Here is a 24,319-nt window from a genome sequence, read left to right on the forward strand (position 1 = left end):
CCCACGCGCGGGCAAAGGTTCAGCCGAAGAAGATAACTATCTGATGACGCCGCACGCGATCCGGCCGCCGGCGTCACCGGTCTTCTTCGTCGCCTCGTCCGGGCCGTTCGGCGCGTAACGCGGCGGGATGTGCGCGAAGTTGTCCGGCAGCGCGTGCACGATCACCGCGCTGCCGTCCTGGTCCATGAGCTGCCGGAGGCGGAAGCGGTCGGTGACGAACGAGGCCGTCCCCGTGCCGTCCGCGCCCACCAGCAGCGGCGGCAGGTCGCCGGAGTGCTCGCCGTGCGAGGCCTGCGCGAGGTCGAAGTGCCCGCCGGCGGTGAAGAACGGCGTGACCGCCCCGGTCGACGGGTCGACGGCCTTGGGGTCGCAGACACCGGTGGTGTGCAGGTGGAAGCCGTGCACGCCCTTGGGGATCCCGCTGACGCGGACCGAGACGCGGGAGGCCCCGCCCTCGGGGCGGACGGAGAGCTCGCCGACCTTGCGTCCCGAGACGTCGTGCAGCGCGGCACGCGCGCTCGGGCCGTCCGCGCCGATCGCGGCCGTGGTCCAGACAGCGGCGACCCCCGTCGCCAGCAGGGCGACGAGGGTCAGATGCGCTTTTCCGGTCATTTCGTGACTGCCTTCCGTAAGGAGGAGTGGGCCTGGCCGGGGGCTCACCCGGCAGTCCTACCCACTCCTCGGCGTCACGATCGCCCGGAGCGGCGGCTTAGTTGGTGCGCTTGGCGCGGGCCGTCGTGCGGGCGCGGGTCGCCTGGTCGAGGACGACCTTGCGGATGCGCACGGTCTCGGGCGTGATCTCCACGCACTCGTCCTCGCGGATGAACTCCAGCGCCTGCTCCAGCGAGAGCACCCGCGGCGGGATCAGCGTCTCGGTCACATCGGCCGTGGAGGAGCGCATGTTGGTGAGCTTCTTCTCCTTGGTGATGTTGACGTCCATGTCGTCGCCGCGGGAGTTCTCGCCCACGATCATGCCCTCGTACACCTCGGTGCCGGGGGAGACGAACAGGGTGCCGCGCTCCTGCAGGTTCGTCATCGCGAAGGCGGTGACGGGGCCGGAGCGGTCGGCCACCAGGGAGCCGTTGTTGCGGGTGCGCAGCTCGCCGAACCACGGCTCGTAGGCCTCGAACACGTGGTGGACCAGGCCGGTGCCGCGGGTCTCGGTGAGGAACTCGGTGCGGAAGCCGATAAGGCCGCGCGCCGGGACCACGAACTCCATGCGGATCCAGCCGGTGCCGTGGTTGGTCATGTGCTCCATGCGGCCCTTGCGGACGGCCAGGAGCTGGGTGACCGCGCCGAGGTACTCCTCCGGGCAGTCGACGGTCAGGCGCTCGACCGGCTCGTGGATCTTGCCGTCGATCTCCTTGGTGACCACCTGCGGCTTGCCGACGGTCAGCTCGTAGCCCTCGCGGCGCATCTGCTCGACCAGGATGGCCAGCGCCAGCTCGCCACGGCCCTGGACCTCCCAGGCGTCGGGACGCTCGGTCGGGAGCACGCGCAGCGAGACGTTGCCGACGAGCTCCTTGTCGAGGCGGTCCTTGACCATGCGGGCGGTGACCTTGGAGCCCTTGACCCGGCCGACCAGCGGGCTGGTGTTGGTGCCGATGGTCATCGAGATGGCCGGCTCGTCCACCGTGATCAGCGGCAGCGGGCGCGGGTCCTCGGGGTCGGCCAGCGTCTCACCGATCATGATCTCGGGGATGCCCGCGATCGCGATGATGTCGCCGGGGCCGGCCTCCTCGGCGGGCTTGCGCTCCAGCGCCTCGGTCATCAGCAGCTCGGTGATCTTCACCCGCTGGATGGTGCCGTCCGTCTTGCACCAGGCGACCTGCTGGCCCTTCTTGATCGTGCCCTGGTGGATGCGGCACAGCGCGATCCGGCCGAGGTACGAGGAGGCGTCGAGGTTGGTGACGTGCGCCTGCAGCGGGGCGCTCGGGTCGTAGGTCGGGGCCGGGATGGTCGACTTGATGATGTCGAACAGCGGCTCCAGGTCGTCGCTGTCGGGCATGCCGCCGTCCTCGGGACGGTTGAGGCTGGCGCGACCGGCCTTGGCCGAGGCGTAGACGATCGGGAAGTCGATCTGCTCCTCGGTGGCGTCGAGGTCCATGAAGAGCTCGTAGACCTCGTCCACGACCTCCTTGATGCGGGCGTCGGGGCGGTCCACCTTGTTGATGCACAGGATGACCGGCATCTTCGCGGCGAACGCCTTACGCAGCACGAACCGCGTCTGCGGCAGCGGGCCCTCGGAGGCGTCGACCAGCAGGACCACGCCGTCGACCATCGACAGGCCGCGCTCGACCTCGCCGCCGAAGTCGGCGTGGCCCGGGGTGTCGATGATGTTCAGCGTCATGTCGCCGTGCTTGACCGCGGTGTTCTTCGCGAGAATGGTGATGCCCTTCTCGCGCTCGAGGTCGTTCGAGTCCATGACCCGGTCGTCGACGTCCTGGTTGGCGCGGAACGCCCCCGACTGCCAGAGCATGGCGTCGACCAGCGTCGTCTTCCCGTGGTCGACGTGCGCGATGATCGCGATGTTGCGCAGGTCGTCGCGGCTGTTCAAAGGCATGTTGGAGTCTCGCTCTGTGATCGTTTGGGGTCGTCCGCGCGAACCGCGGCTCTACCATTTTAGTTGATCCCGCTAGCACCTAGGGCGGCGCAGGCGCAAAGGGGCACAATTCCGACTCTCTACCCCTCTTGTAGGGGGCTGCTTTGCTATCTGTTGGATGGTCGTGTGTCCTCCCACCGTGACCATGTCGCCCGGCTTTGCGAGGAAGGGCGCTTCCCGTGGGCGCACTCCTACGTCGACCGGCTCGCCGCCGACCCCGAGCCCTGGGTACGGCAGGCGCCCCGGTCTCGCCGGGACCTGGTGATCGACCGGCTGATCGAGTTCGGGCTGACCGGCGCGTTGTGGGTCGTGCTCCTGCTCATGGTCGACCTCCCAGACCTCGACGGGTCGCAGTGGCCCGCCAAGATCCTCTACGGTCTGCCGCTGGTCGTGCTCGGCGCGTTCGAGGTGGGGCGGCGGATTCGCGAGGCGGTGGCCAGGGTGTGGTGATCCTGGTCAAGGGCCTACTGATCGCCACAAGACAGGGCAAGCGGTGCGGTCTCTGGCTGCGGTGACAAATCGGGCAAGGGGTTGCAAGGCCTCGCGGTCGAGAACAGACTCCGAGTGATCCAGCCTCCAGCCCTTGGACCACGATGCCCCACAACCTTCCCAGTGAGCCGAACCGTTTCATCGGCCGGGAGCGGGACCTGACCGAGGTGATCGGGTTGCTCTCGCGCCATCGCGTCGCCACGTTGTGCGGTGCGGGCGGGATCGGCAAGACCCGGTTCGCGTTGCGTCTGGCGCGTGAGGTGGTGGACGACTTCCAGGACGGGGTCTGGCTGGTGGAGCTGGCCAGGATCAACCGGCCGGACCTGGTGGCGCACGCCGTGGCGGACGTGCTCCGGGCGCACGAGGAGGGCGCGAGCACCCTGCTCGACACGCTGGTCGGCCGGATCGGGTCGCAACGCATCCTGCTGGTCCTGGACAACTGCGAGCACGTGATCGAGGCGTGCGCGGAGCTGGTGGACGCCCTCGTGGCCAACTGCCCCGGGCTGCGGGTGCTGGCGACGAGCCGGGAGCCGGTGCGGATCGCGGGGGAGCTGGTGTGGCGGGTCCCGCCGCTGGAACTGCCCGAGGAACGCGAGGAGATCGAGGCGAGCGAGGCGGTGCAGCTCTTCCTGGAACGGGCCTACGCGGCCGGCTCCCGGTTCGAGCTGACCACGGAGACCCTGGACGCGGTGGGCGGCCTGTGCCGGGCCCTGGACGGCATGCCCCTGGCCCTGGAGCTGGCGGCGGCCCGCACCGCCGTACTGGCACCGGAGCAGATCGCCGCCCGCATCAACGACCGCTTCAAACTGCTGACCGGCGGGGACCGTACGGCTCCCGCCCGGCACCGCACGCTGCGCGCGACCGTCGAGTGGAGCCACGAGCTGCTCCCCGAGGAGGAGCGGATCCTGCTGCGCCGCCTGGCGGTCTTCGCCGGCGAGTTCGACCTGGAGTACGTGGAGCGGGTGTGCGGCGACGCGCTGCTCGCGCCGGACGACGTGCTCGACCTGCTGGCCGGGCTGGTGGACAAGTCGCTGGTCCAGTGCGACCAGCGGGGCGAGGCCCGCTACCGGCTGCTGGAGACGATCGCGCACTTCGCCCGGGAGCGGCTGCGCGAGGCCGGCGAGGAGGAGGAGCTGCGCGACCGGCACCTGCGGGTGACCCGCGACCGGGCCAGGGACGACTTCTGGAACGACATGCTGGTCAAGCTGCCGGGCGAGACCCGGCTGACCGCCTTCGCCAAGGTCGCCGACCGCAACGCCGACCACCGTGCCGCGCTGGCCTGGGCGGTCGAGTCCGGGCAGGCCGAGGCGGGCCTGGAGACGGCCTGCTTCCTCTACCCGATCTGGGCGGTCAGGGGGAGCTGGCTGGAGAACCGGGGCTGGTACGAGCGCCTGCTGGCCATGGACACCACGGACGTGCCGCCGGAGCTGGTCGGTGAGGCGTGGTGCCGCCAGGCGGACATGGCCTTCGGCCAGGACGACCTGGCCATCGCCGAGCAGTCGGCCCTGCGCGGCCTGGAGCTGATGCGCACCCGGCCCGGCTACCGGTTCGCGCTGGGCCTGTCGCTGAACAACGTGGCGATGATCTACCTGCGCACCGGCCGCCCCGAGCAGGCGCGCAGCCATGCCGAGGAGGCTCTGGAGGGCGCCACCCAGGCGGGCGACCTGTGGAACATCGGCATGGCGCACAACGGCCTGACCCTGATCGCCGGCCTGGACGGCAAGCTCCGGGAGGCCCAGCGGCACGCGGAGGACGCCCTGGTGGCCTTCCGCGAGACCGACCAGCCGTGGGGCATCGGGCGCGCGCTGATCAGCCTGGGCGTGCTCGGCCGCATCCGGGAGGACTACGACAACGCGCGGGCCAACCTGGAGGCCGCTCTGCCGTACCTCGAAGCCCTGGACGCCAAGCCCGAGATCGCGCGAGCCCTGTCGGAGCTGGGCCGGGTGGCCACCCAGCAGGGGGATCTGGAGCGCGCCCGGGACCGGCTGGTGGCCAGCGTGGAGCTGAGCCGGAAGATCGGCCAGCGGCGCGGGGTGACCCGCGGCCTGGCCGCGCTGGCGCGGGTGGCCGAGGCGCGCGGCGAGATCGAGTCAGCGGTCCTGCTGTGCGGGACGGTCGCCGCGCTGCGCGAGACGATCGGGCAGAAGTCGTCGGTCGCGTGGGCCGAGGAGATCCTCGGCCGGGCGCGCGCGGTGCTCGGCGACTCGCGCACCGGCCTGCTGTACGCGCACGGCCGCGCGATGTCGGCCGAGGACGCCCTGACCACCGCCAGTACGGCGCAGCCGCTCCAGGCCCCGGTGAGCCGTCCCGCCGAGCAGGTGGCGGTGGAGACCGCCTCCCTACTGACCGCCCGCGAGCGCGAGGTGGTCGCGTTGCTGGTGCGGGGCCTGTCCAACCGCAAGATCGGCGAGGAGCTGGTGATCAGCACCGCGACCGCGGCCCGGCACGTGGCCAACATCATGCTGAAGCTGGGCTTCTCCTCCCGCACCCAGGTCGCCGCCTGGGCGCTGGAGCAGCGCATCGTGAATGGCTAGGTCACTACATATTCGTGTGCATGTGCGCAGGAGCTGGCTTTCCTACCGTAGTGCGCATGCCTACCTGGACTGATGTCGTACTCGGGGACGCAACTCGCCGAAACGGCCGGCCGGCGGTCACCGACGTGCGGACCGGCGAGGTCCTGACGTACGAGCTGCTGGCCAAGAAGCTCGGCCGCGCGGCGGCCGGGCTGCGCGAGCGCGGCCTGTCCACGGGCGACCCGGTCCTGGTCCATCTGCCGCCGGGCGCGAACTACCCGCTGGCGCTGCACGCCGCCGCGGCGGCGGGGGCGCTGGTGCTGCCGCTGGAGTGCGACATGGACACCGAGCTGTTCTACGAGCGGCTGTGCACCAGCCGCGCCCGGCTGCTGATCACCGACGCCGAGCTGGCCGAGTGGTCCACCTCGGCGGTGGGCGAGTCGCGGATCCGGCAGATCTTCGCCTTCGGCGACGTGCCGGGGGCGACGTCCTTCTGCGACCTGGACGGCCGGCCGGCGAAGGTGCCGGTCTCGGTCGCGGCCAGCTTCGACGGCCGCCACCGCATCGGCCACGCCGGCATGGTCACCGAGCTGCGGCGATTGTCGCGCGAGGTGGGGCTGACCGAGCGCGACACCGTGCTCGTGGCCGCCACCGAGGCACGGGAGCAGGCGGTCATGTTCGACCTGGCCATGATGGCGGGCGCGCACGTGATCGCCACCGTCGAGCCGACGCTGAGCCGCTGCCGGGAACTGATCGCCGACCACCGGGTCAGCGTGGCCGCGGTGCCGCCGCGGCTGGCTCCGGTGCTGGACGGCGAGCACGTCCGGCTGACCGTGCACGGGCACACCATGGTGCTCGTACGCACCCCGCGTACGTAGGCCGCTACATCATCCTGCGCATGTGTCCCCCCGTCCCCTCTGCTTACAGTGGCGCCATGACCTGGACAGAGCTAGTACTGAGCGCGGCTCCCGCGCGGGGCGAGCGCCCCGCGGTGACCGAGATCAGGACCGGCGAGGCGTTGACCTACGCCGCCCTGTCCCGCCGGATCACGCTGATCGCCGGCGGGTTGCGCCGCCGCGGGCTGCGCCCCGGCCACCGGATCCTCATCAACCTGCCGCCCGGCCTGAACCTGCTGGTCGGCACGCACGCCGCCGCCTGGGCGGGCGGCGTGGTCTGCTTCGCCGACCCGGGCGGCGAGGCGACGATGGCGATCGACGACCCCGGGGCACTGAACGCCCTGGCCGCCGGCGGAGAGGCCCTGGAGTTCGGCCCCATCGCCGGCCCCGCCATGATCCTCGGCGGCCAGGTGCTCACCCAGGCGGACCTCACCGACGACCTGCGCCGGCTGTCCAAGGCCGGGCTGATCCGGCCCGGCGACGTGCTCCTGGCCTCGCTGACCGACCGGCTGCGGTCGTTGCGCCTGCTGGACCTCGCGCTGCTCAACGGCGCGCACATCGTGCTCGCGCACGAGCCCACCGTGCTGGGCCTGCGGGTGCTGGCCGCCGAGCACGGCGCCGGCGTCGTCGCGGTCCCGGCCGACCTGGCCCGCCGGCTGGTCGGCCAGACCGAGCTGCGCGTCCTGGAGGACTCGGCCTTCGCGCGGCGCGCGTGACCCACCCGGTGACCAGGGCGGTGCCCGGTCTGCGCGGAGGCTGGACCTACCCTTTTGCCATGCCTCTCGCCACCAACTACCCCGCGATGCTCGTGACCAAGGACGGGGTCCGGCTCGACGCCGTGCACACCCCCGGCCCCTCGCAGGAGATCGGCATCGTGCTCGCGCACGGCTTCACGGGCTCGTGGCGCTGCAAGGACACCCGCCGCATCGCGCACGTCCTGTCGCTGACCGGCGGCGTGATCGCCTTCGACTTCCGCGGCCACGGCCGCTCGACCGGCCTCAGCACCGTGGGCGACCTGGAGATCCTCGACGTGGAGGCGGCGGTACGGCACGCCCGCGGGCTGGGCTACCGGCGCATCGCGCTGGTCGGCTTCTCGATGGGCGCGGCGGTCGCGGTCCGGCACGCGGGCCTGATCGGCGGGGTGGACGCGGTGGTCGCGGTCAGCGCCCCGGCCCGCTGGTACTACCGGGGCACCCGCCCGATGCGCACCGTGCACTGGGCGATCGAGCGCCGCTTCGGCCGCTGGGCGGCCCGGCTGGGCAAGCGCACCCGGATCGCCCGCGGGCCGTGGAACCCGGTCCCGATGCCGCCGCACGAGGCCGTCTCGCTGATCGCGCCCACGCCGCTGCTGGTCGTGCACGGGGACGCGGACACCTTCTTCCCGCTGGAGCACGCGCACCAGCTCTTCGGGAACGCCCGGGAGCCGAAGGAGCTCTGGGTGGAGCCGGGGTACGGCCATGCCGAATCGGCCGCCAGGCCCGATCTGGTCCGCCGGATCGGAAAGTGGATCGGTTCGAACCTTTCCTGAGTAAACATCGTCTACTTAGGGCGGATGGAAGATACCCCCAGGGAGAGGTCTCGTTGGGGCAAGCCCTCCCATCAGGGGCGGGCATGCGAGATACTTCCCGTGTTCGGGTGGTCGCCCAGCGTCGCGGGGGCGCGCTGGGCCCATCTGGCTCCGGTACGGCATGCCGTACCGGAGCCTCGGCTTTTCCGGGCCGAGTCGCCCGGGTTACCCGAGCCTGGAGATGGTCTTGTACTCCAGGTAGCTGCTGAGCCCCTCGGGCCCGAGCTCGCGGCCGAGCCCGCTGGCCTTGTAGCCGCCGAAGGGCGCGTTGGCCTCCAGCATGAAGCAGTTGACGCCGTAGGTGCCGGTGCGCACCTGGCGGGCGATGTCCATGCCGTGGTCGGCGTCGCTGGTCCAGACGGTGCCGGCCAGGCCGTAGTCGCTGTCGTTGGCGATGCGCACGGCGTCGGCCTCGTCCTCGTAGGGGATGACCGCGAGGACGGGCCCGAAGATCTCCTCGCGGGCGATGCGCATGTCGTTGTGCACGCCGGCGAAGAGGGTCGGGGCGACGTACCAGCCGCGGTCGTAGGGGCGCTCCAGGCCGCCGACGACGACCTTGGCGCCCTCCTCCATGCCGATGCGGATGTAGCTCTCCACCCGCTCCTGCTGGCGCTTGGCGACCATCGGGCCGATGCCGGTGGCCGGGTCGGCGGGGTCGCCGACGGGCTGGCCGGCGATCATCGCGGCGACCGCCTCGACGACCTCGTCGTAGCGGCTGCGCGAGGCCAGGATGCGGGTCTGCGCGACGCAGGCCTGGCCGTTGTTCATCAGGCTGGCGATGGCGAGCATGCCCATGCTGGCGCCGAGGTCGGCGTCGTCGAGGATGATCGCCGCGGACTTGCCGCCGAGTTCGAGGCTGACCCGCTTGAGCTGCTCGCCGCAGATGGCGGCGATGCGGCGGCCGGCGGCGGTGGAGCCGGTGAAGGCGACCTTGTCCACGCCGGGGTGGCCGACCAGGTGCTCGCCGGTCTCGCGGCCGGCCGGGACGATGTTGAGCACGCCGGCCGGGATGCCCGCCTCCTGGACCATCTCGGCCAGCAGGTAGGCGTCCAGCGGGGTCTCCGGCGCGGGCTTGAGCACGATCGTGCAGCCGGCCAGCAGCGCGGGGGCGACCTTGGTCATGGTCACGAACTGCGGGACGTTCCACGGCACGATGGCGGCGACCACGCCGACCGGCTCGCGCCGCACGGTGGTGGGGCCGAACAGGCCGGGACGCTGCTCCTCCTGCTCGAACGTCCTGCCGTACTCGGCGTAGAACTGCAGCATGCCCAGCGGCTGCGGGGCCTGGGCGAGCTGCGAGAAGGTGATGGGGGAGCCCATCTCCTCGGTGATCAGGGCGGCCATCTCGCCCTGGCGGGCGGCGTAGATCTCGGCCAGGCGGGCGATCTTCTCGGCGCGTTCGGCGAAGCTCAGGCGCGGCCAGGGGCCGTGGTCGAAGGCGTGCCGGGCGGCGGCGACGGCCCGTTCCACGTCCTCGGGGGTGCCGTCCGGTACGCTGCCGACGACCTCCTCGGTGTGCGGGGAGACGACCTCGATGGTGCCGGTCCCCGCTGGCGCCACCCATTCGCCCCCGATGAACAGCTTGTCGTGCTGGCGCATGTCGTGAGCCTCTTCCTGCTCGTGGCTTATGTCCCGATCAAACCGAACCATGTTCTGGGGCCCTCGACAAGGCGCAATCCTGTTTTGGCGTAACCTTCACGAACTGGTAGATAGTTCGCCAATGGTGCGTGACTTACCTCGTTCCGGTGGCAGGCATCAAGATCATCTTCTATAGTTTCGCCCGTCGCTTGAGGGGAGGACGAGCGTTGAGAACCGGCCGTCTCGCCGTGTCAGCCGTCGCCCTGCTCGGCCTGCTCCTCACCCAGAGCGCTCCCGCCGAGGCCGATCCCGACCAGGCCAAACTCCGTCGCCTCAACCAGCAGGCCACCGCGCTGACCAAGCAGTACCGCGGCGAGATCCAGAGCCTCGAAGAGGCGAAGATCCAGGTCAAGAAGGCCAACGCGCGGGCCGCCGCGCTGACCAGGCAACTCGCCTCGGCGCAGGGCGACGTCACGCTCATCGCGCAGAGCAACTACATCAACGGCCCGATCGACTCCACCAAGCTGCTCAACTACGGCGGCGACCCGCACAGCGCCCTGGGTCTGGCCGCGAGCATGTCCTACCTGGCCAACGAGCGCGCCGGCCGGCTGGCCAGGCTCCGCGAGCTGATCGCGGAGGCCAAGAAGGCCAAGGCCGCCGCCTCAGCGAAGATCGGCGATCTCGAAAAAGAGATCAAGGCCATGCAGAACAAGCGCCGCGACATCGAACGGCTGCTGGCCAAGTACGGCTTCCAGCAGACCATCGGCACCGGCGGCCTCACCCCGCGCATGACCGCGGTGAAGGACGCCGTGCTCTCGCAGTTCCTGGTGCCCAGCACCGGCTGCTTCCGCGCGGGCGATCCCGGCGAGCACGGCAAGGGCCGGGCCTGCGACTTCATGATGACCACGGGCGGCCAGATGGCCACCGGCGACGCCGAGCGGCGCGGCGACGAGCTCGCCCAGTGGCTGATCAACAACGGCTCGCGCCTCGGGGTCATGTACATCATCTGGAAGCAGCGCTACTACGACATCCGCGGCGGCGGAGGCTGGGACCCCATGTCCGACCGCGGCGGCGTGACCGCCAACCACTGGGACCACGTGCACGTCTCGGTCTTCTAGCGGCGCCCTCTACCCTCCGGTAATGAGCCAGGATGGGAGCATGACGAGTACCCTCCGCCGCCGTCCCGCCCAGCGTCGCAGCGTGGAGCGGGTCGAGCGGATGCTCGACGAATGCGCGGCGTTGCTGGAGGAGGTCGGCTACGACGCGCTGACCACCAAGGAGGTAGCGCGCCGCGCCGAGGTCCCGATCGGCACCTTCTACCAGTTCTTCCCCGACAAACGCGGGCTCGTGCGGGCGCTGGCGCTGCGCAACCTCGACGCCTTCCTCGCCCGCGTCTCCGAGCGCATCGCCGTCCGGGAGCCCGACCACTGGACCGACTTCGTCGACCTGGCGATCGACGAGTTCGTCGAGATGAAGCGGACCACCCCCGGGTTCGCGGTGGTCGACTTCGGCGAGGTGTTGCCGACGCCCGGCGGGCCTGCCGTACCGGGGACCAACCACATGCTGGACGCGGCGCTGGAGAACAACGCCGTGGTCGCCGACCGGCTCCGGGTGCTGCTCGACGCGCCGCCCGGGACGAGCGTCGACCGGGCGGTCCTGGTCGCGGTGGAGGCCACCGACGCGGTGCTCAAGCTGGCGTTCCGGGCGCATCCGCAGGGTGATCCCGACCTGATCGCCGAGTGCAAGCTGCTGGCCAGGCGGTACCTCGCCGTCCACCTGCGCTGAACGGGGGTTCGAGGCCGAGCGCGCGTTTCAAGCGGAACGGGCTTCTCGGCCAGGGTTGACGTGCGGGTCAGGCCGGCTCGTCCAGGCGGGCCAGCGACGTGCGGGTCAGGCCGGCTCGTCCAGGCGGGCCAGCAGGGCCTCCGGCAGGGTGAGCCGGGTCGCGGCCATGGCCTCGTCGAGCTGCTCGGGCTTGGTGACCCCGACGATCGGCACGATGCCCTGAGCGCCGAGCCAGGCCAGCACGACCTGGTTGACCGTGGCGTCCACCTCGGCGGCGACCTCGGCCAGCACCTTGAGCCTGGCCGTGGTGCCGGGGTGCTCGTAGACCTCGGGCAGGGGCTTGTCGCGGTAGGCGCCGCTCAGCAGCGTGCTGTAGGCCCACAGCGTCAGCCCCGCGTCCCGGACGAAGTCGAGCGTCTCGTCCGAGGCCTGCCGGTGGCCGGCCTCCTGCAGGGCCGCGCCGGGGCGTGGGCGCAGGTAGCTGTGCCGCAGCTGCACGTGCGAGTAGGGCAGCCAGCCGCGGGCGGTGGCCAGGGCGCGGGCGCGCTCGACCCGCCAGGCCGGGTGGTTGCTCGCGCCGAGCCTGACCGCCCTGCCCTGCCGGTGGAGGGCGTCGAGCGCCTCCAGCGTCTCCTCCAGCGGCACCGAGCGGTCCTCCACGTGCGCCCAGTAGAGGTCGACGTGGTCGGTGCGCAGCCGGCGCAGGCTGCCCTCGATCGCCGCGGCCAGCACGGGGGCCGACAGGCCCTCCCACTCGCCGGAGGCGTCCGGGCGGGCGCCGGCCTTGGTGGAGAGAAACACCTGGTCGCGGTTGCCGCGGGCGGCGAGCCAGGCCCCGACGGTCTGCTCGCTCTCGTCGCCGGTGCGGCCGTCGATCCAGTACGCGTAGTTGTTGGCCGTGTCGATCAGGGTGCCGCCGGCGGCCACGAAGCGGTCGAGAAGGGCGAAGGAGTCGCGCTCGCCGACGGTGGAGCCGAACGAGAGCGCGCCGAGTGCGATCTGCATGGGTCATGACGATGCGTCCTGGAGTGCACTCCAGGTCAAGTCATCCGAAAAACGGTGATACCTGGCAAGCTGGCGGGGTGACTGTGTACACACCGTCCGAGGTGGCCGAGGAGACCGGCTTCACCCTCGACACGCTGCGCTACTACGAGAAGATCGGCCTGCTGGAGCCGGTCGGCCGGAACGCCGCCGGTCAGCGCCGGTTCACCCAGCACGACCTCGACTGGCTGGGCACCATCCGCTGCCTGCGCGACACCGGGATGCCGATCGCGGAGATGTTGCGCTTCGCCGAGCTCGTCCGGTCCGGCGACCACACCTTCGCCGACCGCATCGCGCTGCTGGAGGAGCACGACCGGCGGGTGGAGGCCCAGGTCGCGACCCTGCGGTCCCGCCAGGACTACATCCAGCGCAAGATTTCCTACTACCGCAGCGCGCTCTAGCCGGAACTTGGTGTTCGGGCTGTTACACCAGGTGGTATGGCCGGACCCAGGGCGAAACGCATCAATATCCCACTGAGGCGGGTTGCCCTGGTCGGGGCGGTGATGCTCTTCCTGCTGCTGGCCAACCTCACCTGGCTGCAGGCCTTCCGCGCCGACCCCCTCAACGCCGACGCCCGCAACCGCCGCACCCAGCTCGCCCGCTTCGACCACCCGCGCGGAGACATCCTCACTTTCGACGGTACGGCTGTCGCCCGCAGCGTGCGGTCGAGCACCAGCATGCACGCCTACAAGCGCACCTATCCGGACGGCGAGCGGTACGCGGCGATCACCGGGTACGTCAGCCTGTTCGGCTCGGCCGGGCTCGAACGCCTCGAAGGGCCGGTGCTGTCCGGCGACGACCCGCGGGTGCGAGTGCGTTCCCTGATGCGCGAGGGCGGCCGGCGCGGCGCGGACGTGCGGCTGACCGTGGACTCCCGCGTCCAGCGAGCGGCCTACGACGCGCTGCGGGCCACCGGCCGCCCGGGAGCCGCGGTCGCGATCGACCCGGCCACCGGGGCGATCCTGGCGCTCGCCTCCTACCCGTCCTACGACCCCAACCGCTACGCCACCTTCGACGTCGCGAAGCTGGCGGCCACCGACCGGGGGCTGCGCGCCGATCCCGGGCAGCCGCTGCTGAACCGCGCCACCAGCCAGACCTACCCGCCGGGCTCCACCTTCAAGGTGGTCACGGCCGCCGCCGCGCTGGCCTCGGGGGAGTACACCCCGGCCACCCGGGTCGAGGCGCCGCGCCGGCTGCTCCTGCCGGCCAGCTCCGTCCAGCTCCCGAACGCCGGCGGCCAGCCGTGCGGCGACGGGCAACCGCCGCTGGCCTACGCCTTCCAGGTCTCCTGCAACACCGCCTTCGCCCGGATCGGCCTGCAGCTCGGCCAGGACGTCCTGCGGGACCAGGCCGAGGCGTTCGGCTTCAACGCCACCGACCTGACCGTGCCGCTGGCGGTCGCCGAGAGCGTCTTCCCCGCCCGGCTCGACCACGCCCAGACCGCCATGGCCGCGATCGGCCAGGCCGACGACCGGGCCACGCCGCTGCTGATCGCCATGTTCTCGGCCGCGGTGGCCAACAACGGCGTGCTGATGCGGCCGCACCTGGTGGAGGAGATCAGGATGTCGGACCGCACGGTGATCGGGCGGGCCGAGCCGGTGGAGTACCGGACCGTGCTCGACGTGCAGACCGCCCGGGCGCTGACCGCGATGATGGTCACCGTCGCCCAGCCCGGCGGCACCGGGTCGGGGGCGGCCCTGCCCGGGATCTCGGTGGCGGCCAAGACCGGGACCGCGGAGAACGTGCCCGGCGCGCCGGACCACGCGGTGTTCACCGCCTTCGCGCCGGCCGAGGCGCCGGTGGTCGCGGTGGGCGTGGTCGTGGAGAACGGCGGAGCCGGGGGAGACGTCGCGGCGCCGGTCGCGAGGGCCGTGCTCCAGGCGGCGCTGGGGTAAAGGATCGTTCAAGGCTTGTCGGGGCTTGACGTGAAATGAACGTCACGTCGTGTTGAGAGGGACGGACAGTCCGTCATCGGAAGGCAACGAAACGTGAGGAACCGGCTGCATCGCACGCGGATGCGCATGTTGTACTCCGTCCGAGGCCGGGCGACCGTCATCGCCGTCGGCGTCGCGGCGGTCGTGCTCTCGCTCTGCGGGATCCTCGCGGTGCTGCTGATCCGGTCCTTCCTGGAGGCCGACACCGTGGACCGGGCGGCACGCTCGGCGCGCGAGGTGAGTTACACCGCGGTCCGGGCCGGCGCCGGGAACCAGTTGCTCTCCCCGCCGGGCGGCACCAACCTGGTGCAGATAGTCGGGCCAAGAGGTGAGGTGCTCGCCTCCAGCAGCGCTCTCCACGGCCGGCCGGCGCTCACCACGGCGCGGCCGGTGGCGCCCGACATCCGGATCGACCAGCGGGTCTGCCCGCCGTACGTGAAGGACTGCGTACGGGTCGCCGGCTTCCGCATCCCGGGCCAGGAGAGCATCGCGCTGGCCGCCGTGATCGAGCCGCGGGCGCTGGGCGGGCTCGGGCTGCCGATCGTGGTCGGCTGGGTGATGGTGCCGCTGCTGGTGCTGATCGGCGCGGGCACCTGGTGGACGATCGGGCTGACCTTCGCCCCGGTGGAGGAGATCCGCCGCGAGCTGTCCCACATCACCACCAACCAGCTCGACCTGCGCGTGCCGGTCCCCGAGACCGGCGGCGAGGTGCAGCGGCTGGCCGAGACGATCAACGCCGGGCTGGAGCGGCTGGAGACCGCCACCGCGCGCGAACGCCGGTTCATCTCCGACGCCTCGCACGACCTGCGCAACCCGATCGCCGGCCTGCGCACCACCCTGGAGGTCGCGCTCGACGACCCCGAGCCCCGGCCGCTCATCGACGCCGCCCTGCGGCACACCGACCGGCTCAACGACATCGTCGTCGACCTGCTCGAACTCGCCCGCCTCGACGCCCGCGCCCCCGCGCCGCTGTCCCGCGTCGAGCTCGACGACCTGGTGCGGGCCGAGACCGGGCTCCGCAGCTACCGGGTGCCGCTCACCCTCGAACTCGAGCCCGGCGTCGAGGTCACGGCCAACCGGCTGCGGCTCAGCCGGGTGCTGAACAACCTGCTGGCCAACGCCGAACGGCATGCCGCCGGGCAGGTCATGGTCACCGTACGGCGGGACGGCTCGGAGGCCGTGCTGGAGGTGCGGGACGACGGCGGCGGCATCCCGGAGGCCGATCGTGAGCGGGTCTTCGAGCGTTTCGCCCGGCTCGACGAGAGCCGCGCCCGCGACCCGCACGGGACGGGGCTGGGGCTGCCCATCGCCCGGGAGATCGCCACCATGTACGGCGGGACCCTCACCGCCGAGCCCAGCCCGCGGGGCGCCCGGCTGGTGCTCCGGCTGCCGCTGGCGGCCTGAAGTTTTGCCGGGTGCCGTCACCGCCCCGGTCTTCCCGTGAGCCACCCCCGGGAACCCTCCGCCAGAGCCGGGACACAGGAACGCCTGAGCCGGAGTCGAGCTTGAGGAGCCCTCACCCGGAGCCGGGCGTGGGAGCCCACAGCCGAGCCGGGGCTCTTCGGCTCGGGTCCCGGAACCTTGGGCTCGGGCTGAGCCGGGGTGGGCCGAGGATGGAGCGGTGGCGTGATCGGGCGGGACGGTTTCGGCAGGATCTGGCCTCGCGGCGGGCACCGCTGGAGCCCCTACACCCCCTCGCCCCTGACCGGCGACGGCATCGTCGACCCCGACGAGGCCCCCGCCATGCTGCGGTTCGTCCTCCACCTGGGCGAACAGCTCTTCCGCTCCGGCGCCGAGACCGGCACCGTCGAGGCCGCCGTGCTCGCCGCCACCCGCCACCTCGGGATGGGCCACCTCCAGATCGACTTCGCCGCCCGCTCCATCCACCTGCAGTACTCGCCCCCCGGCGAACGCCCCATGGTCATGCTCAGGACCATCACCACCGACGGCGCCCGCGACCTGCACCGGCTGAGCCGGCTGCACCGCGTCGTGGGCCGCCTGCTGGCCGGCGAGCTCGACCTCAAGGGGGCCTCCGCCGAGGTCGACCGCATCGCCGGAGCCGGTGCGGGCCGCCCCTGGTGGGTGGACGTCGCGGGCGGCGCCGTCCTGGCCGCCATGATCTGCCTCCAGGCCGGCGGCACCCAGGGCGGTGCGGTGCTGCGGCGCTGCTGCTCGTGCTGGTCAACCGGGTCGGCCGGCTCTTCGGCCGCGTCGGCATCCCGGCCTTCTACACCACCGCCGCCCAGGCCGCCCTCACCGTCGGCGCGGGCGCTGTGGCCTTCGCCGCCGGCCTCAGCGGGCAGGCCGTCGCGGGCATGCTCGCCGCGAACCTGGTGCTGCTCCTGCCCATCCTGTCGGTCGTCTCGCTGGCCGAGGACGCCATCATGGGCTTCCCGCAGATCGCCGCCGGGCGGGCGATCACCGTGACCATGCTGGTGGGCGGCATCATCGCCGGTACCGCGATCACCGGGTCGCTGGTGCTCGACCGGTCCGGCTTCGAGCTCGCCGCCTACGGGGTCAGCTTCGCCGCCCTGCCCTTCGGGCTGAGCCTGCTGTCGTCGGCGGTGGGCGCGGCGGGGAACACGCTGTTCAACGGGGGCAGTGTGCGGCTGGTGCCGCTGGGGGTCGCGGCCGGGCTGCTGGCGGGGCTGGTCAACCAGCTCATGCTCGCCCTCCTGCACAGCCCGCCGCTGGCCGCGCTCGCCGCCGCCACCTTCCTCGGTGCCTGGGCCGCCGTCGTGGGGACCTGTTTCGGCGTGCCTTCGGCCGCCACCACCCTTCCCGGCGTCACCGGCGCCCTGCTGCCCGGACCGACCGTCTACGCCAGCCTCGTCCAGTACGCCAAGGGGTCCGCCGCCGCGCCGGGACTCCTCCTCTCCGCCCTCGCCACCACGGCCGCCATCGGCGTCGGCGTCGTCCTCGGCACCCTCCTCGCCACCCGCCCGTCCAAGTGAGAGGCCGGCCGACGGGACGGGCCTCCACCCGCGACCTCTCCCGGCCCGCTCACCCGCCCGGGCGGGGAGAACCAAGAGTCGCGGTAGCGGGGCTCGCAGCAGAGACGGGAACGATGGCCGGGGCACCGGAAGGAGAGCGGGCTGAAACGGAAGACCGGGGGCGGGCCAGGCCGGGAACCCGGGGTCGAGAGGTGGAGAGGTCAGCGGTAGGCGTCGGCCTGGAGGTTGTAGAGCTCGGCGTAGAGACCGGCCAGACCGATGAGGTGGCTGTGGGTGCCCTCCTCGACGACCTTGCCGTGGTCGAGCACGTAGATCCGGTCGGCGTAGCGGACGCTGGCCAGCCGGTGGGTGATGAGCAGGACGGTACGGCCGTCGGCGTGGGAGCGGATGCGCTCGAAGAGGGCGTGTTCGGCGCGGGCGTCGAGGGCGGCGGTGGGCTCGTCGCAGATGAGGAGCGGAGCGTCCCGGTGGAACCCGCGGGCGACGGCGATCCGCTGCCACTGCCCGCCGGACAGCTCCTGCCCGTCCTTGAAGCGGCGGTCGAGCAGGGTGCGGTAGCCGTGGGGCAGGTCGGCGACGACCTCGTCGGCCCCGGCGACGCGGGCGGCGGAGTCGAGGGCGGCGTCGCCCTTGTCGGTGCCCATGGTGATGTTGTAGCGCGCGGTGAGCGGCCAGCGGGTGTGGTCCTGGGCGATGACCGCGATGTGCGCGCGTAACGCCTCGGGGTCGACGGTGCGCAGGTCGGTGTCGTCCCAGCGGACGACGCCGCCGTCGGGTTCGTAGAGCCCGGAGAGGATCTTGGCCAGGGTGGTCTTGCCCGAGCCGTTCTCGCCGACGAAGGCGATGACCTCGCCACGGCCGATCTCGACCGAGACGCCGCGCAGGGCGGGGGAGTCGCCGCCGGGGTAGGTGAAGGAGATGTCCTCGGCGGTGATCCGGTGGAAGGCCGCCGGCGCTGGGACGGGACGGGCGGCGGGGATCCGGCGTTCGGCGTCGGCGCAGAAATCGAGGAAGTCGGTGAAGTAGAGGCCCTCCTCGTAGAGCCGGTTGGTGGCGTACATGAGGTTGCTCAGCGACATCGACCCCTGCCGGATGGCGAGGACGGCCGTGCCGGCGACCGCCAGCGGGATGGCGGCGAGCGCGAGCAGGATGCCGAGGGCGAGGTAGACCAGGCCGGTGCCGAGCCCGCCGAGGGCCTCGCCGACGAGCCGGGCGACGGTCTGGCGGCGGGCCAGGCGCAGCAGGACCTCCTGCTCGGCCCGGGCGACCGCGTCGTACATCCGCTGCAGGAAGCCGCGCATGGTGAAGGCCCGCACCTCGGCGGCGGGGTCACGGTCGGCGAGCAGCTCGGCGATGATCCACTTGCGCCGGATGACCGGGACGAGGGAGTAGGTGGTGGTGTAGCGCATCTTGGCCGCGCGCACGGTCGCCCAGGCGTCGGGGAGGACGGCCAGCAGCAACAGCGGCAGCAGCACCGGGTGCAGGACCGCCAGCACACCGGCCACGGCCGCCAGGCCGACCACGGCGGTGACCAGGTCGATGGCGGTGGCGACCACCACGTCGGCCATGCTCACCCCGCGCATGCGGGCGCGCTGCAGGGCGTCGTGGAAGTCGGGGTCGTCGAAGCTGACCAGCTCGACCCGGCTGGTCAGGCCGTACAGGCGTTCCTCGGTGAGCCGGCTGATCTGCGGGTCGAGCCGCGCCTGGGCCCAGCCGGCGGCGGCCTGCGTGGTGGTGCGCAGGGCGGCGGCCGCGGCGACCACGGCCAGGCTGGGCAGGGCCGCGCGCAGCCGGTCGGGTGTGGGGCCGTCGCGGAAGAGCGCCTCCAGGACGCCGGTGGTGGCCAGCAGGCCGAAGGCGGTGAAGACGCCGCCGAGCAGGTTGAGCGCGACGGTGGCCACGGTGTCGCGCGGGCTGGCCCGCCAGGCCAGTTCGGTGGCCTGCCTGATGAGGGTGGGCAGGCGCCGGGCGATGGTGAGGAAGCGCACCGAGGCCATCCGGTCGCTGTGCGCGTGCCAGTCGGACACGGCGATCTCGCCGAGTTCGAGGGGGTCTTCGCTTGTCGCCGAGGGGGGTGGGTGGTCGGCCATGGGTCCAGTGTGCGATGCCGCACCGACACTTTCCGGGGGCGTGTGCATACCTGTCGCCCGCCGGCTACATGGGTGCGGATACCCCGGTGAATGGTGAGAACAGCTCATGTGCGGCGGTGGCCGGGCGGCCTACCGTCAAGGGTGCGATCGGCCGCGCGCCCGTCATCGGCTTCAGCCTCCCGTGCCCCGGGCGAGCTCGTGCGGGGCGGGCGGCGGCCCGATCCGCGGACGTCGCGCGTCACTGCCGGCCCGGCCTCCTCGGAGGGGTGGGGGTCTCGGCCGGCGACGTGCGACAGCGGGTCCGAGTCGCGCAGGGCTCGGACCCGCACACCTGCCGCCCGCCCGTCCAGGGGTTCCGGTACGGCTCGCCCGGCCGCTCCGGTGGAGGGGGCCACGAGGGGGGACGCGCCCGGGCAGGAGGGATCCGGCACGCGGACCCTCTGGCCGGGCGGGCGGCATAGGACACCGGCACCGACCTCGGCTCTGCGCACGCGGCGACCCGGGCCCGGCCGACGAGGCGGTCGCCACGGCGTTGTGCATGCTTCGCCGTACGGTGCATAGGAGCGGTGAACATCACGATTCGGCGGGCTCCCTTGCCCCCTCCACCGGGACGGCTACAGTCGAGAGAGCGTTCTCCCGAGGTTGCGGACCTGTTACCGGGACCACCTTGACGCCAGAGACCGCGAAGTGGGTTGATTGCCCTACTGACAACGTTGTCACCTGATGAACCGCTCGGGGTTGCGAAAGGGACGGTGTGCGATGCGACGACGGTGGTTAGCGACCATCGCCATGGCCGGCATGATGAGCCTGGCCGCCTGCGGAGGTGGCGGGACGGCTCCCGCCGGCACCCAGGCCACGGGTGGCGCCGGCGGGGACGCCAAGAAGCAGGTGGAGGTCTTCTCCTGGTGGACCGGGCCCGGCGAGGCCGACGGCCTGAAGGCCATGAAGGAGATCTTCGAGAAGCAGAACAGCGGCTTCACCTTCTTCGACGCCGCCGTCGCCGGCGGTTCCGGCGACAAGGCCAAGGCGCTGCTGAAGACGAAGCTGGACGGCAACCAGCCGCCGGACACCTTCCAGGGCCACGCCGGCGCCGAGCTGCAGGGCTACATCAAGGACGGCAAGCTCGAGGACCTCAACGCCCTCTACGACGAGCTCAAGCTCAAGGACGTCTTTCCGGCCGACCTGGTGAACCAGATCAGCGTGGACGGCAAGATCTACTCCGTGCCGGTGAACATCCACCGCTCCAACGTGCTGTGGTTCAACCCGACCGTCCTGAAGGACGCGGGCGTGGCCGGCCCGCCGAAGAGCATCGAGGAGTTCATCGCCGCGCTGGAGAAGGTGAAGGCCAAGGGCAAGATCCCGCTCTCGGTCGGCTCCGAGTGGACCGTCGCCCACCTGCTCGAGAACGTCATGCTCGGCTCGATGGGCACCGACGCCTACAACGCGCTGTTCAAGCCGGGCGCCGACTGGGCCTCGCCCGAGGTGACCAAGGCGCTGGAGAGCTTCAAGACGATCATGTCCTACGCGGGTGACCCGCAGGACGACTGGCAGCCCGCCGCCAAGCAGGTCGCCGACGGCGAGGCCGCCTTCAACATCATGGGCGACTGGGCCTACGGCTACTTCCACAACCCGCCGGACGGCGGCCTCGGCAAGACCTCGAAGACCGACTTCGACTGGGCGCCCGCGCCCGGCACCGAGGGCACCTACCTGTGGTTGTCGGACAGCTTCACCCTGCCCAAGGGCGCCAAGAACCGCGAGGGCGCGCTGGCGTGGCTGAAGGTGGCCGCCAGCAAGGAGGGCCAGGACGCCTTCAACCCGAAGAAGGGCTCCATCCCCGCCCGCAAGGACGCCGACACCGCGCTCTACACCGACTACCTGGCCGACGCGCTGAAGGACTGGAGCAGCAACAAGCTGGCCGGCTCCATCCAGCACGGCGTCGCGGTCAGCCAGCCGCACCTGGCGGCGATCGGTGAGGCCGTCGGCCTGTTCCTCGGCACCAAGGACGTCGGGGCGCTGCAGTCGGCGCTCGCCGACGCGGCCAAGGCCAACCTGCAGTAGGTCTACCGCGGGGGGCGCCGCCCGCGCCCCCCGCCGGAAAGGGATGCACATCGTGAGGCGGGCACGCACGTGGTTGCCCGGGCTGCTCCTCGTCACGCCGTCCATCGTGGCGATCGGCGTCTTCGTGTACGGCATGCTGGGCTGGAACTTCCGGCTGGCGATGACCGACCGGCACACGAGCCGCCAGCCGGAGGAGCAGTTCGTCGGGCTGGACAACTTCATCAGCCTCTGGGACCAGCCCAGATGGCACCTGTCGGTCAAGCACGCGATCCTCTTCACGATCGTCTTCGTGCTCGGCGCGCTGATCCTCGGCTGGTTCCTGGCCTTCCTGATGGAGAAGGGCATCAGGGGCGAGGGCGCCTTCCGCACCATCTACCTCTTCCCCATGGCCATCTCCTTCGTCGCCACCGGCATCGTGTGGCGCTGGCTGATGAACTCCGGGCAGGACGAGCGCGCGGTCGGGCTCAACCGGCTGTTCGACGCGATCGGGCTGCCACAGTGGGCGTGGTTCCGTGACCCCGACTGGGGCATGGCGGCGATGGCCATCCCCGCGGTCTGGCAGATGTCCGGCTATGTCATGGCGCTGTTCCTGGCCGGCTTCCGCGGCGTCCCGGAGGAACTGCGTGAGGCGGCGCGCGTGGACGGCTGCACCGAGTGGGGCGTCTACCGCCATGTGGTGCTGCCGCTGCTCCGGCCGGTCACGCTCTCCGCGCTGATCATCCTCGGGCACATCTCGCTCAAGGTCTTCGACCTGATCATGGCGGTGTCCGGCAAGCAGATCATCACCGACGTGCCCGCGGTCTTCATGTGGGTGACCGTCTTTGACTCCGACGACCCGGCCAAGGGCGCGACCATCGCCGCGTACATCGTCCTGGCCGTCGCGATCTTCGTCATCCCCTACCTGATCTGGTCGGTCCGCAAGGAGAAGCGCTCGTGAAAGCCGTACGCTTCGGGCTGCTCCTGGCCTTCGTCCTGATCATCCTGATCCCGGTCTACGTGTTGCTGGTCACCAGCTTCAAGCCGCTCACCGAGGCCGATCCGTCGCAGGCCTGGAACCTGCCGCGCACCTGGACCTTCGACGCCTGGGCGGTGGCGTGGGAGAAGTTGCGCCCGGGCATCGTCAACAGCTTCCTGCTGGCCGTGCCCGGCTCGCTGCTGGCCTGCGCGCTCGGCTCCATGAACGGCTACGTGCTGTCGAAGTGGCGCTTCCCGGGCGCGGACGTGCTGTTCACGCTGTTCCTGTTCGGGATGTTCATCCCCTACCAGGGGGTGATGATCCCGCTGGTCCAGCTCCTGATCAAGATGGACGAGGTCACCGGGCTCAACGGCGTCTTCTACGGCGGCCTGCCCGGCCTGATCCTCGCGCACGTCGTCTACGGCATCCCGATCTGCACGCTGATCTTCCGCAACTACTACGTCACCATCCCCGGCGAGCTCATCGAGGCCTCGCGGGTGGACGGCGCGGGCATGTTGCGCACCTACTGGTCGGTCGTCCTGCCCGTCTCGGGGCCGGCCATCGCGGTGGTGATCATCTGGCAGTTCACCTCGCTGTGGAACGACTTCCTGTTCGCGGTCTTCCTGGCGAGCCCGCAGAACTGGCCGACCACGGTGATGCTCAACAACATCGCCGGGGCGCAGGCCACGCCGTACAGCCAGCAGATGGCCGCGGCGATCCTCAGCTCCATCCCGACGATGCTGATCTACGTCTTCCTCGGCCGCTTCTTCATGCGCGGCCTCATGGCCGGAGCGTTGAAGGGTTGATCAGCGCCTCCCCCAGGGGAGTGCGCGAGTAGTGCACGTGCCGCCCGGCCCGGGCCCCGGTGACCGCACCGGCCCGGCGCAGGGCGGCCAGGTGCTCGCCGACCGTGCCGGGGCTCTGCCCGAGCAGCGCCGCGAGCTGGGTCGTCGTGGCCGGCCCCGACAGCTCGGCCAGGATCCTGGCGCGGCTGCGCCCGATCAGCCCGGCCAGGTCGCGGTGCTCCCGGCTCGCCGCCGCCACCCCGCGCGCCGGGTAGATCAGCGCGTACGGCCAGGCCTCCGCCAGGTAGGCGCCCACCTTGGGACCGAAGACGCTGGGCAGCAGGAGCAGCCCCCGCCCGCCGAGGCTGATCTCGCCCTCGCTGTGCATGTCCACCTCGATGTGCCCGCTGCTGATCCAGCGCACGTGCTCGCTGAGGTCCTCGAGCGCCTCGGCCCAGCCGTAGGCGGCCAGCCGCCCGGCCCGGTGCGCGATGTCGCGCTGCAGGACGGCGTGGAAGCGCGGCCACCCCGGTGAGACGATCTCGGTCCAGAGCGCCTGCATGCCCTCCGCCAGCAGTTCGACGATGTCGGCCCCGAACAGCAGCCGCCGGGTCGGCTCGTCCACCGGCGGTCGCAGCGCCAGCGCCTGCCGGATCTCGGCGTGCGCCTGCTCCAGCGGCACTGCGCGCATCTTCGCCAGTTCGGTCTCGAACGGCACGTCCACGCCGGTGGGCGGGGGCGCGAGGAAGTCCACGTTGGCCACCCCCTTCGCGCCGATGATGGCCGCCATGACCTGCAGTCCGTGGTGCCGGGCCCGTAGCCGCCGGTACGGCTCGCGCCACCGCTCGGCCCAGTCGGTCAGCAGCGGGGCGGGTTGCCGGCCGTCCAGGACGAGCTGGGCGTGCATGGTCTCGACCAGCGGCGAGATGGCGAAGCGGCTGGTCACCAGGTCCTGCGGGGTCAGCTCCAGGCGATACACCTTTCGGTTATATCCGAATAAGTGTTGTCGAGCGGCTCCCGGCTTCATCCTCGAATCGGCGGCCCGACCTCCCTCCGGGCCGCCTCCGAAGCG

The 24,319-nt window shown here is 71.6% G+C and carries 20 protein-coding genes and 1 pseudogene; 15 read left to right on the forward strand and 6 right to left on the reverse strand.

Annotation, left to right across the window (positions count from 1 at the left end):
- Positions 1 to 36: 36 nt before the first annotated feature.
- Together ACIBG7_RS24295 and typA are read right to left on the reverse strand one after the other, a co-directional pair.
- The gene (locus tag ACIBG7_RS24295) at positions 37 to 612 is read right to left on the reverse strand and encodes a superoxide dismutase family protein (RefSeq protein ID WP_357927793.1); all 576 of its coding nucleotides are present in this window, start codon (positions 610 to 612) and stop codon (positions 37 to 39) included.
- Between the two features lie 97 nt (positions 613 to 709).
- A complete protein-coding gene (gene typA, locus ACIBG7_RS24300; protein ID WP_357927791.1) occupies positions 710 to 2,563 on the reverse strand; it encodes a translational GTPase TypA in 1,854 nt (617 codons plus the stop codon).
- Between the two features lie 165 nt (positions 2,564 to 2,728).
- Between typA and ACIBG7_RS24305 the strand changes: the two genes are divergently transcribed.
- The 5 genes from ACIBG7_RS24305 (at position 2,729) to ACIBG7_RS24325 (ending at position 8,028) form a co-directional block, all read left to right on the forward strand.
- The gene (locus tag ACIBG7_RS24305) at positions 2,729 to 3,052 is read left to right on the forward strand and encodes a hypothetical protein (RefSeq protein ID WP_397337668.1); all 324 of its coding nucleotides are present in this window, start codon (positions 2,729 to 2,731) and stop codon (positions 3,050 to 3,052) included.
- 143 nt (positions 3,053 to 3,195) lie between these two features.
- Entirely contained in the window at positions 3,196 to 5,625 is a 2,430-nt protein-coding gene (locus ACIBG7_RS24310) for a tetratricopeptide repeat protein (protein WP_357927787.1), read from the forward strand.
- 56 nt (positions 5,626 to 5,681) lie between these two features.
- On the forward strand, positions 5,682 to 6,482 hold the full coding sequence (locus ACIBG7_RS24315; protein ID WP_357927785.1) for an AMP-binding protein: 801 nt from the start codon (positions 5,682 to 5,684) through the stop codon (positions 6,480 to 6,482).
- Positions 6,483 to 6,538: 56 nt separating this feature from the next.
- Entirely contained in the window at positions 6,539 to 7,216 is a 678-nt protein-coding gene (locus tag ACIBG7_RS24320; RefSeq protein ID WP_397337669.1) for an AMP-binding protein, read from the forward strand.
- 59 nt (positions 7,217 to 7,275) lie between these two features.
- On the forward strand, positions 7,276 to 8,028 hold the full coding sequence (locus ACIBG7_RS24325; protein ID WP_357927781.1) for an alpha/beta fold hydrolase: 753 nt from the start codon (positions 7,276 to 7,278) through the stop codon (positions 8,026 to 8,028).
- Between the two features lie 204 nt (positions 8,029 to 8,232).
- On the opposite strand, the gene ACIBG7_RS24330 is transcribed toward ACIBG7_RS24325, so the two are convergent.
- Positions 8,233 to 9,666, reverse strand: coding sequence for an aldehyde dehydrogenase (locus ACIBG7_RS24330; protein WP_357927779.1), 1,434 nt, complete (start codon positions 9,664 to 9,666; stop codon positions 8,233 to 8,235).
- Between the two features lie 206 nt (positions 9,667 to 9,872).
- On the opposite strand from ACIBG7_RS24330, the gene ACIBG7_RS24335 reads away from it, so the two are divergent.
- Positions 9,873 to 10,763: a hypothetical protein gene (locus tag ACIBG7_RS24335; protein ID WP_357927778.1), complete on the forward strand. Its 891-nt coding sequence runs from the start codon at positions 9,873 to 9,875 to the stop codon at positions 10,761 to 10,763.
- 40 nt (positions 10,764 to 10,803) lie between these two features.
- Positions 10,804 to 11,430, forward strand: a complete 627-nt coding sequence (locus tag ACIBG7_RS24340; RefSeq protein WP_357927776.1) for a TetR family transcriptional regulator — start codon at positions 10,804 to 10,806, stop codon at positions 11,428 to 11,430.
- Between the two features lie 105 nt (positions 11,431 to 11,535).
- Here the strand turns inward: ACIBG7_RS24340 and ACIBG7_RS24345 are convergent, their stop codons facing one another.
- Positions 11,536 to 12,435, reverse strand: coding sequence for an aldo/keto reductase (locus tag ACIBG7_RS24345; protein WP_397337670.1), 900 nt, complete (start codon positions 12,433 to 12,435; stop codon positions 11,536 to 11,538).
- 77 nt (positions 12,436 to 12,512) lie between these two features.
- Between ACIBG7_RS24345 and ACIBG7_RS24350 the strand changes: the two genes are divergently transcribed.
- The 5 genes and pseudogenes from ACIBG7_RS24350 to ACIBG7_RS24370 all read left to right on the forward strand — a co-directional run bounded on the left by ACIBG7_RS24350 (position 12,513) and on the right by ACIBG7_RS24370 (position 17,359).
- The gene (locus tag ACIBG7_RS24350) at positions 12,513 to 12,872 is read left to right on the forward strand and encodes a MerR family transcriptional regulator (protein WP_357927772.1); all 360 of its coding nucleotides are present in this window, start codon (positions 12,513 to 12,515) and stop codon (positions 12,870 to 12,872) included.
- Between the two features lie 102 nt (positions 12,873 to 12,974).
- Entirely contained in the window at positions 12,975 to 14,366 is a 1,392-nt protein-coding gene (locus tag ACIBG7_RS24355; RefSeq protein ID WP_397337778.1) for a peptidoglycan D,D-transpeptidase FtsI family protein, read from the forward strand.
- Between the two features lie 93 nt (positions 14,367 to 14,459).
- Positions 14,460 to 15,809: a sensor histidine kinase gene (locus ACIBG7_RS24360; protein ID WP_397337671.1), complete on the forward strand. Its 1,350-nt coding sequence runs from the start codon at positions 14,460 to 14,462 to the stop codon at positions 15,807 to 15,809.
- 339 nt (positions 15,810 to 16,148) lie between these two features.
- A pseudogene (locus ACIBG7_RS24365) lies at positions 16,149 to 16,535 on the forward strand (threonine/serine exporter family protein); the annotation flags it as partial.
- A 44-nt stretch (positions 16,536 to 16,579) separates the two neighbouring features.
- Positions 16,580 to 17,359, forward strand: a complete 780-nt coding sequence (locus tag ACIBG7_RS24370; protein ID WP_397337780.1) for a hypothetical protein — start codon at positions 16,580 to 16,582, stop codon at positions 17,357 to 17,359.
- A gap of 200 nt (positions 17,360 to 17,559) precedes the next feature.
- On the opposite strand, the gene ACIBG7_RS24375 is transcribed toward ACIBG7_RS24370, so the two are convergent.
- Complete coding sequence (locus ACIBG7_RS24375; RefSeq protein ID WP_397337672.1) at positions 17,560 to 19,449, reverse strand: ABC transporter ATP-binding protein; 1,890 nt, start codon at positions 19,447 to 19,449, stop codon at positions 17,560 to 17,562.
- Between the two features lie 759 nt (positions 19,450 to 20,208).
- Between ACIBG7_RS24375 and ACIBG7_RS24380 the strand changes: the two genes are divergently transcribed.
- From ACIBG7_RS24380 to ACIBG7_RS24390, 3 genes are read left to right on the forward strand one after another with little or no spacing between them, the layout of a single operon-like run.
- Entirely contained in the window at positions 20,209 to 21,507 is a 1,299-nt protein-coding gene (locus tag ACIBG7_RS24380) for an ABC transporter substrate-binding protein (RefSeq protein ID WP_357927765.1), read from the forward strand.
- A 43-nt stretch (positions 21,508 to 21,550) separates the two neighbouring features.
- Positions 21,551 to 22,444: a sugar ABC transporter permease gene (locus ACIBG7_RS24385; protein WP_357927763.1), complete on the forward strand. Its 894-nt coding sequence runs from the start codon at positions 21,551 to 21,553 to the stop codon at positions 22,442 to 22,444.
- Positions 22,441 to 23,268 carry a carbohydrate ABC transporter permease gene (locus ACIBG7_RS24390; protein ID WP_397337673.1) on the forward strand — a complete coding sequence of 276 codons (828 nt, stop codon included), beginning with the start codon at positions 22,441 to 22,443 and terminating at the stop codon, positions 23,266 to 23,268. The genes ACIBG7_RS24385 and ACIBG7_RS24390 overlap by 4 nt, the downstream gene beginning before the upstream one ends.
- On the opposite strand, the gene ACIBG7_RS24395 is transcribed toward ACIBG7_RS24390, so the two are convergent.
- Positions 23,243 to 24,226 carry a DUF5937 family protein gene (locus ACIBG7_RS24395; RefSeq protein ID WP_397337674.1) on the reverse strand — a complete coding sequence of 328 codons (984 nt, stop codon included), beginning with the start codon at positions 24,224 to 24,226 and terminating at the stop codon, positions 23,243 to 23,245. The two genes, ACIBG7_RS24390 and ACIBG7_RS24395, sit on opposite strands and share 26 nt — an antisense overlap.
- Positions 24,227 to 24,319: the final 93 nt, after the last annotated feature.

Origin of the sequence: Nonomuraea sp. NPDC050328, from assembly GCF_044459405.1 — a bacterium.
Lineage (GTDB): Bacteria > Actinomycetota > Actinomycetes > Streptosporangiales > Streptosporangiaceae > Nonomuraea.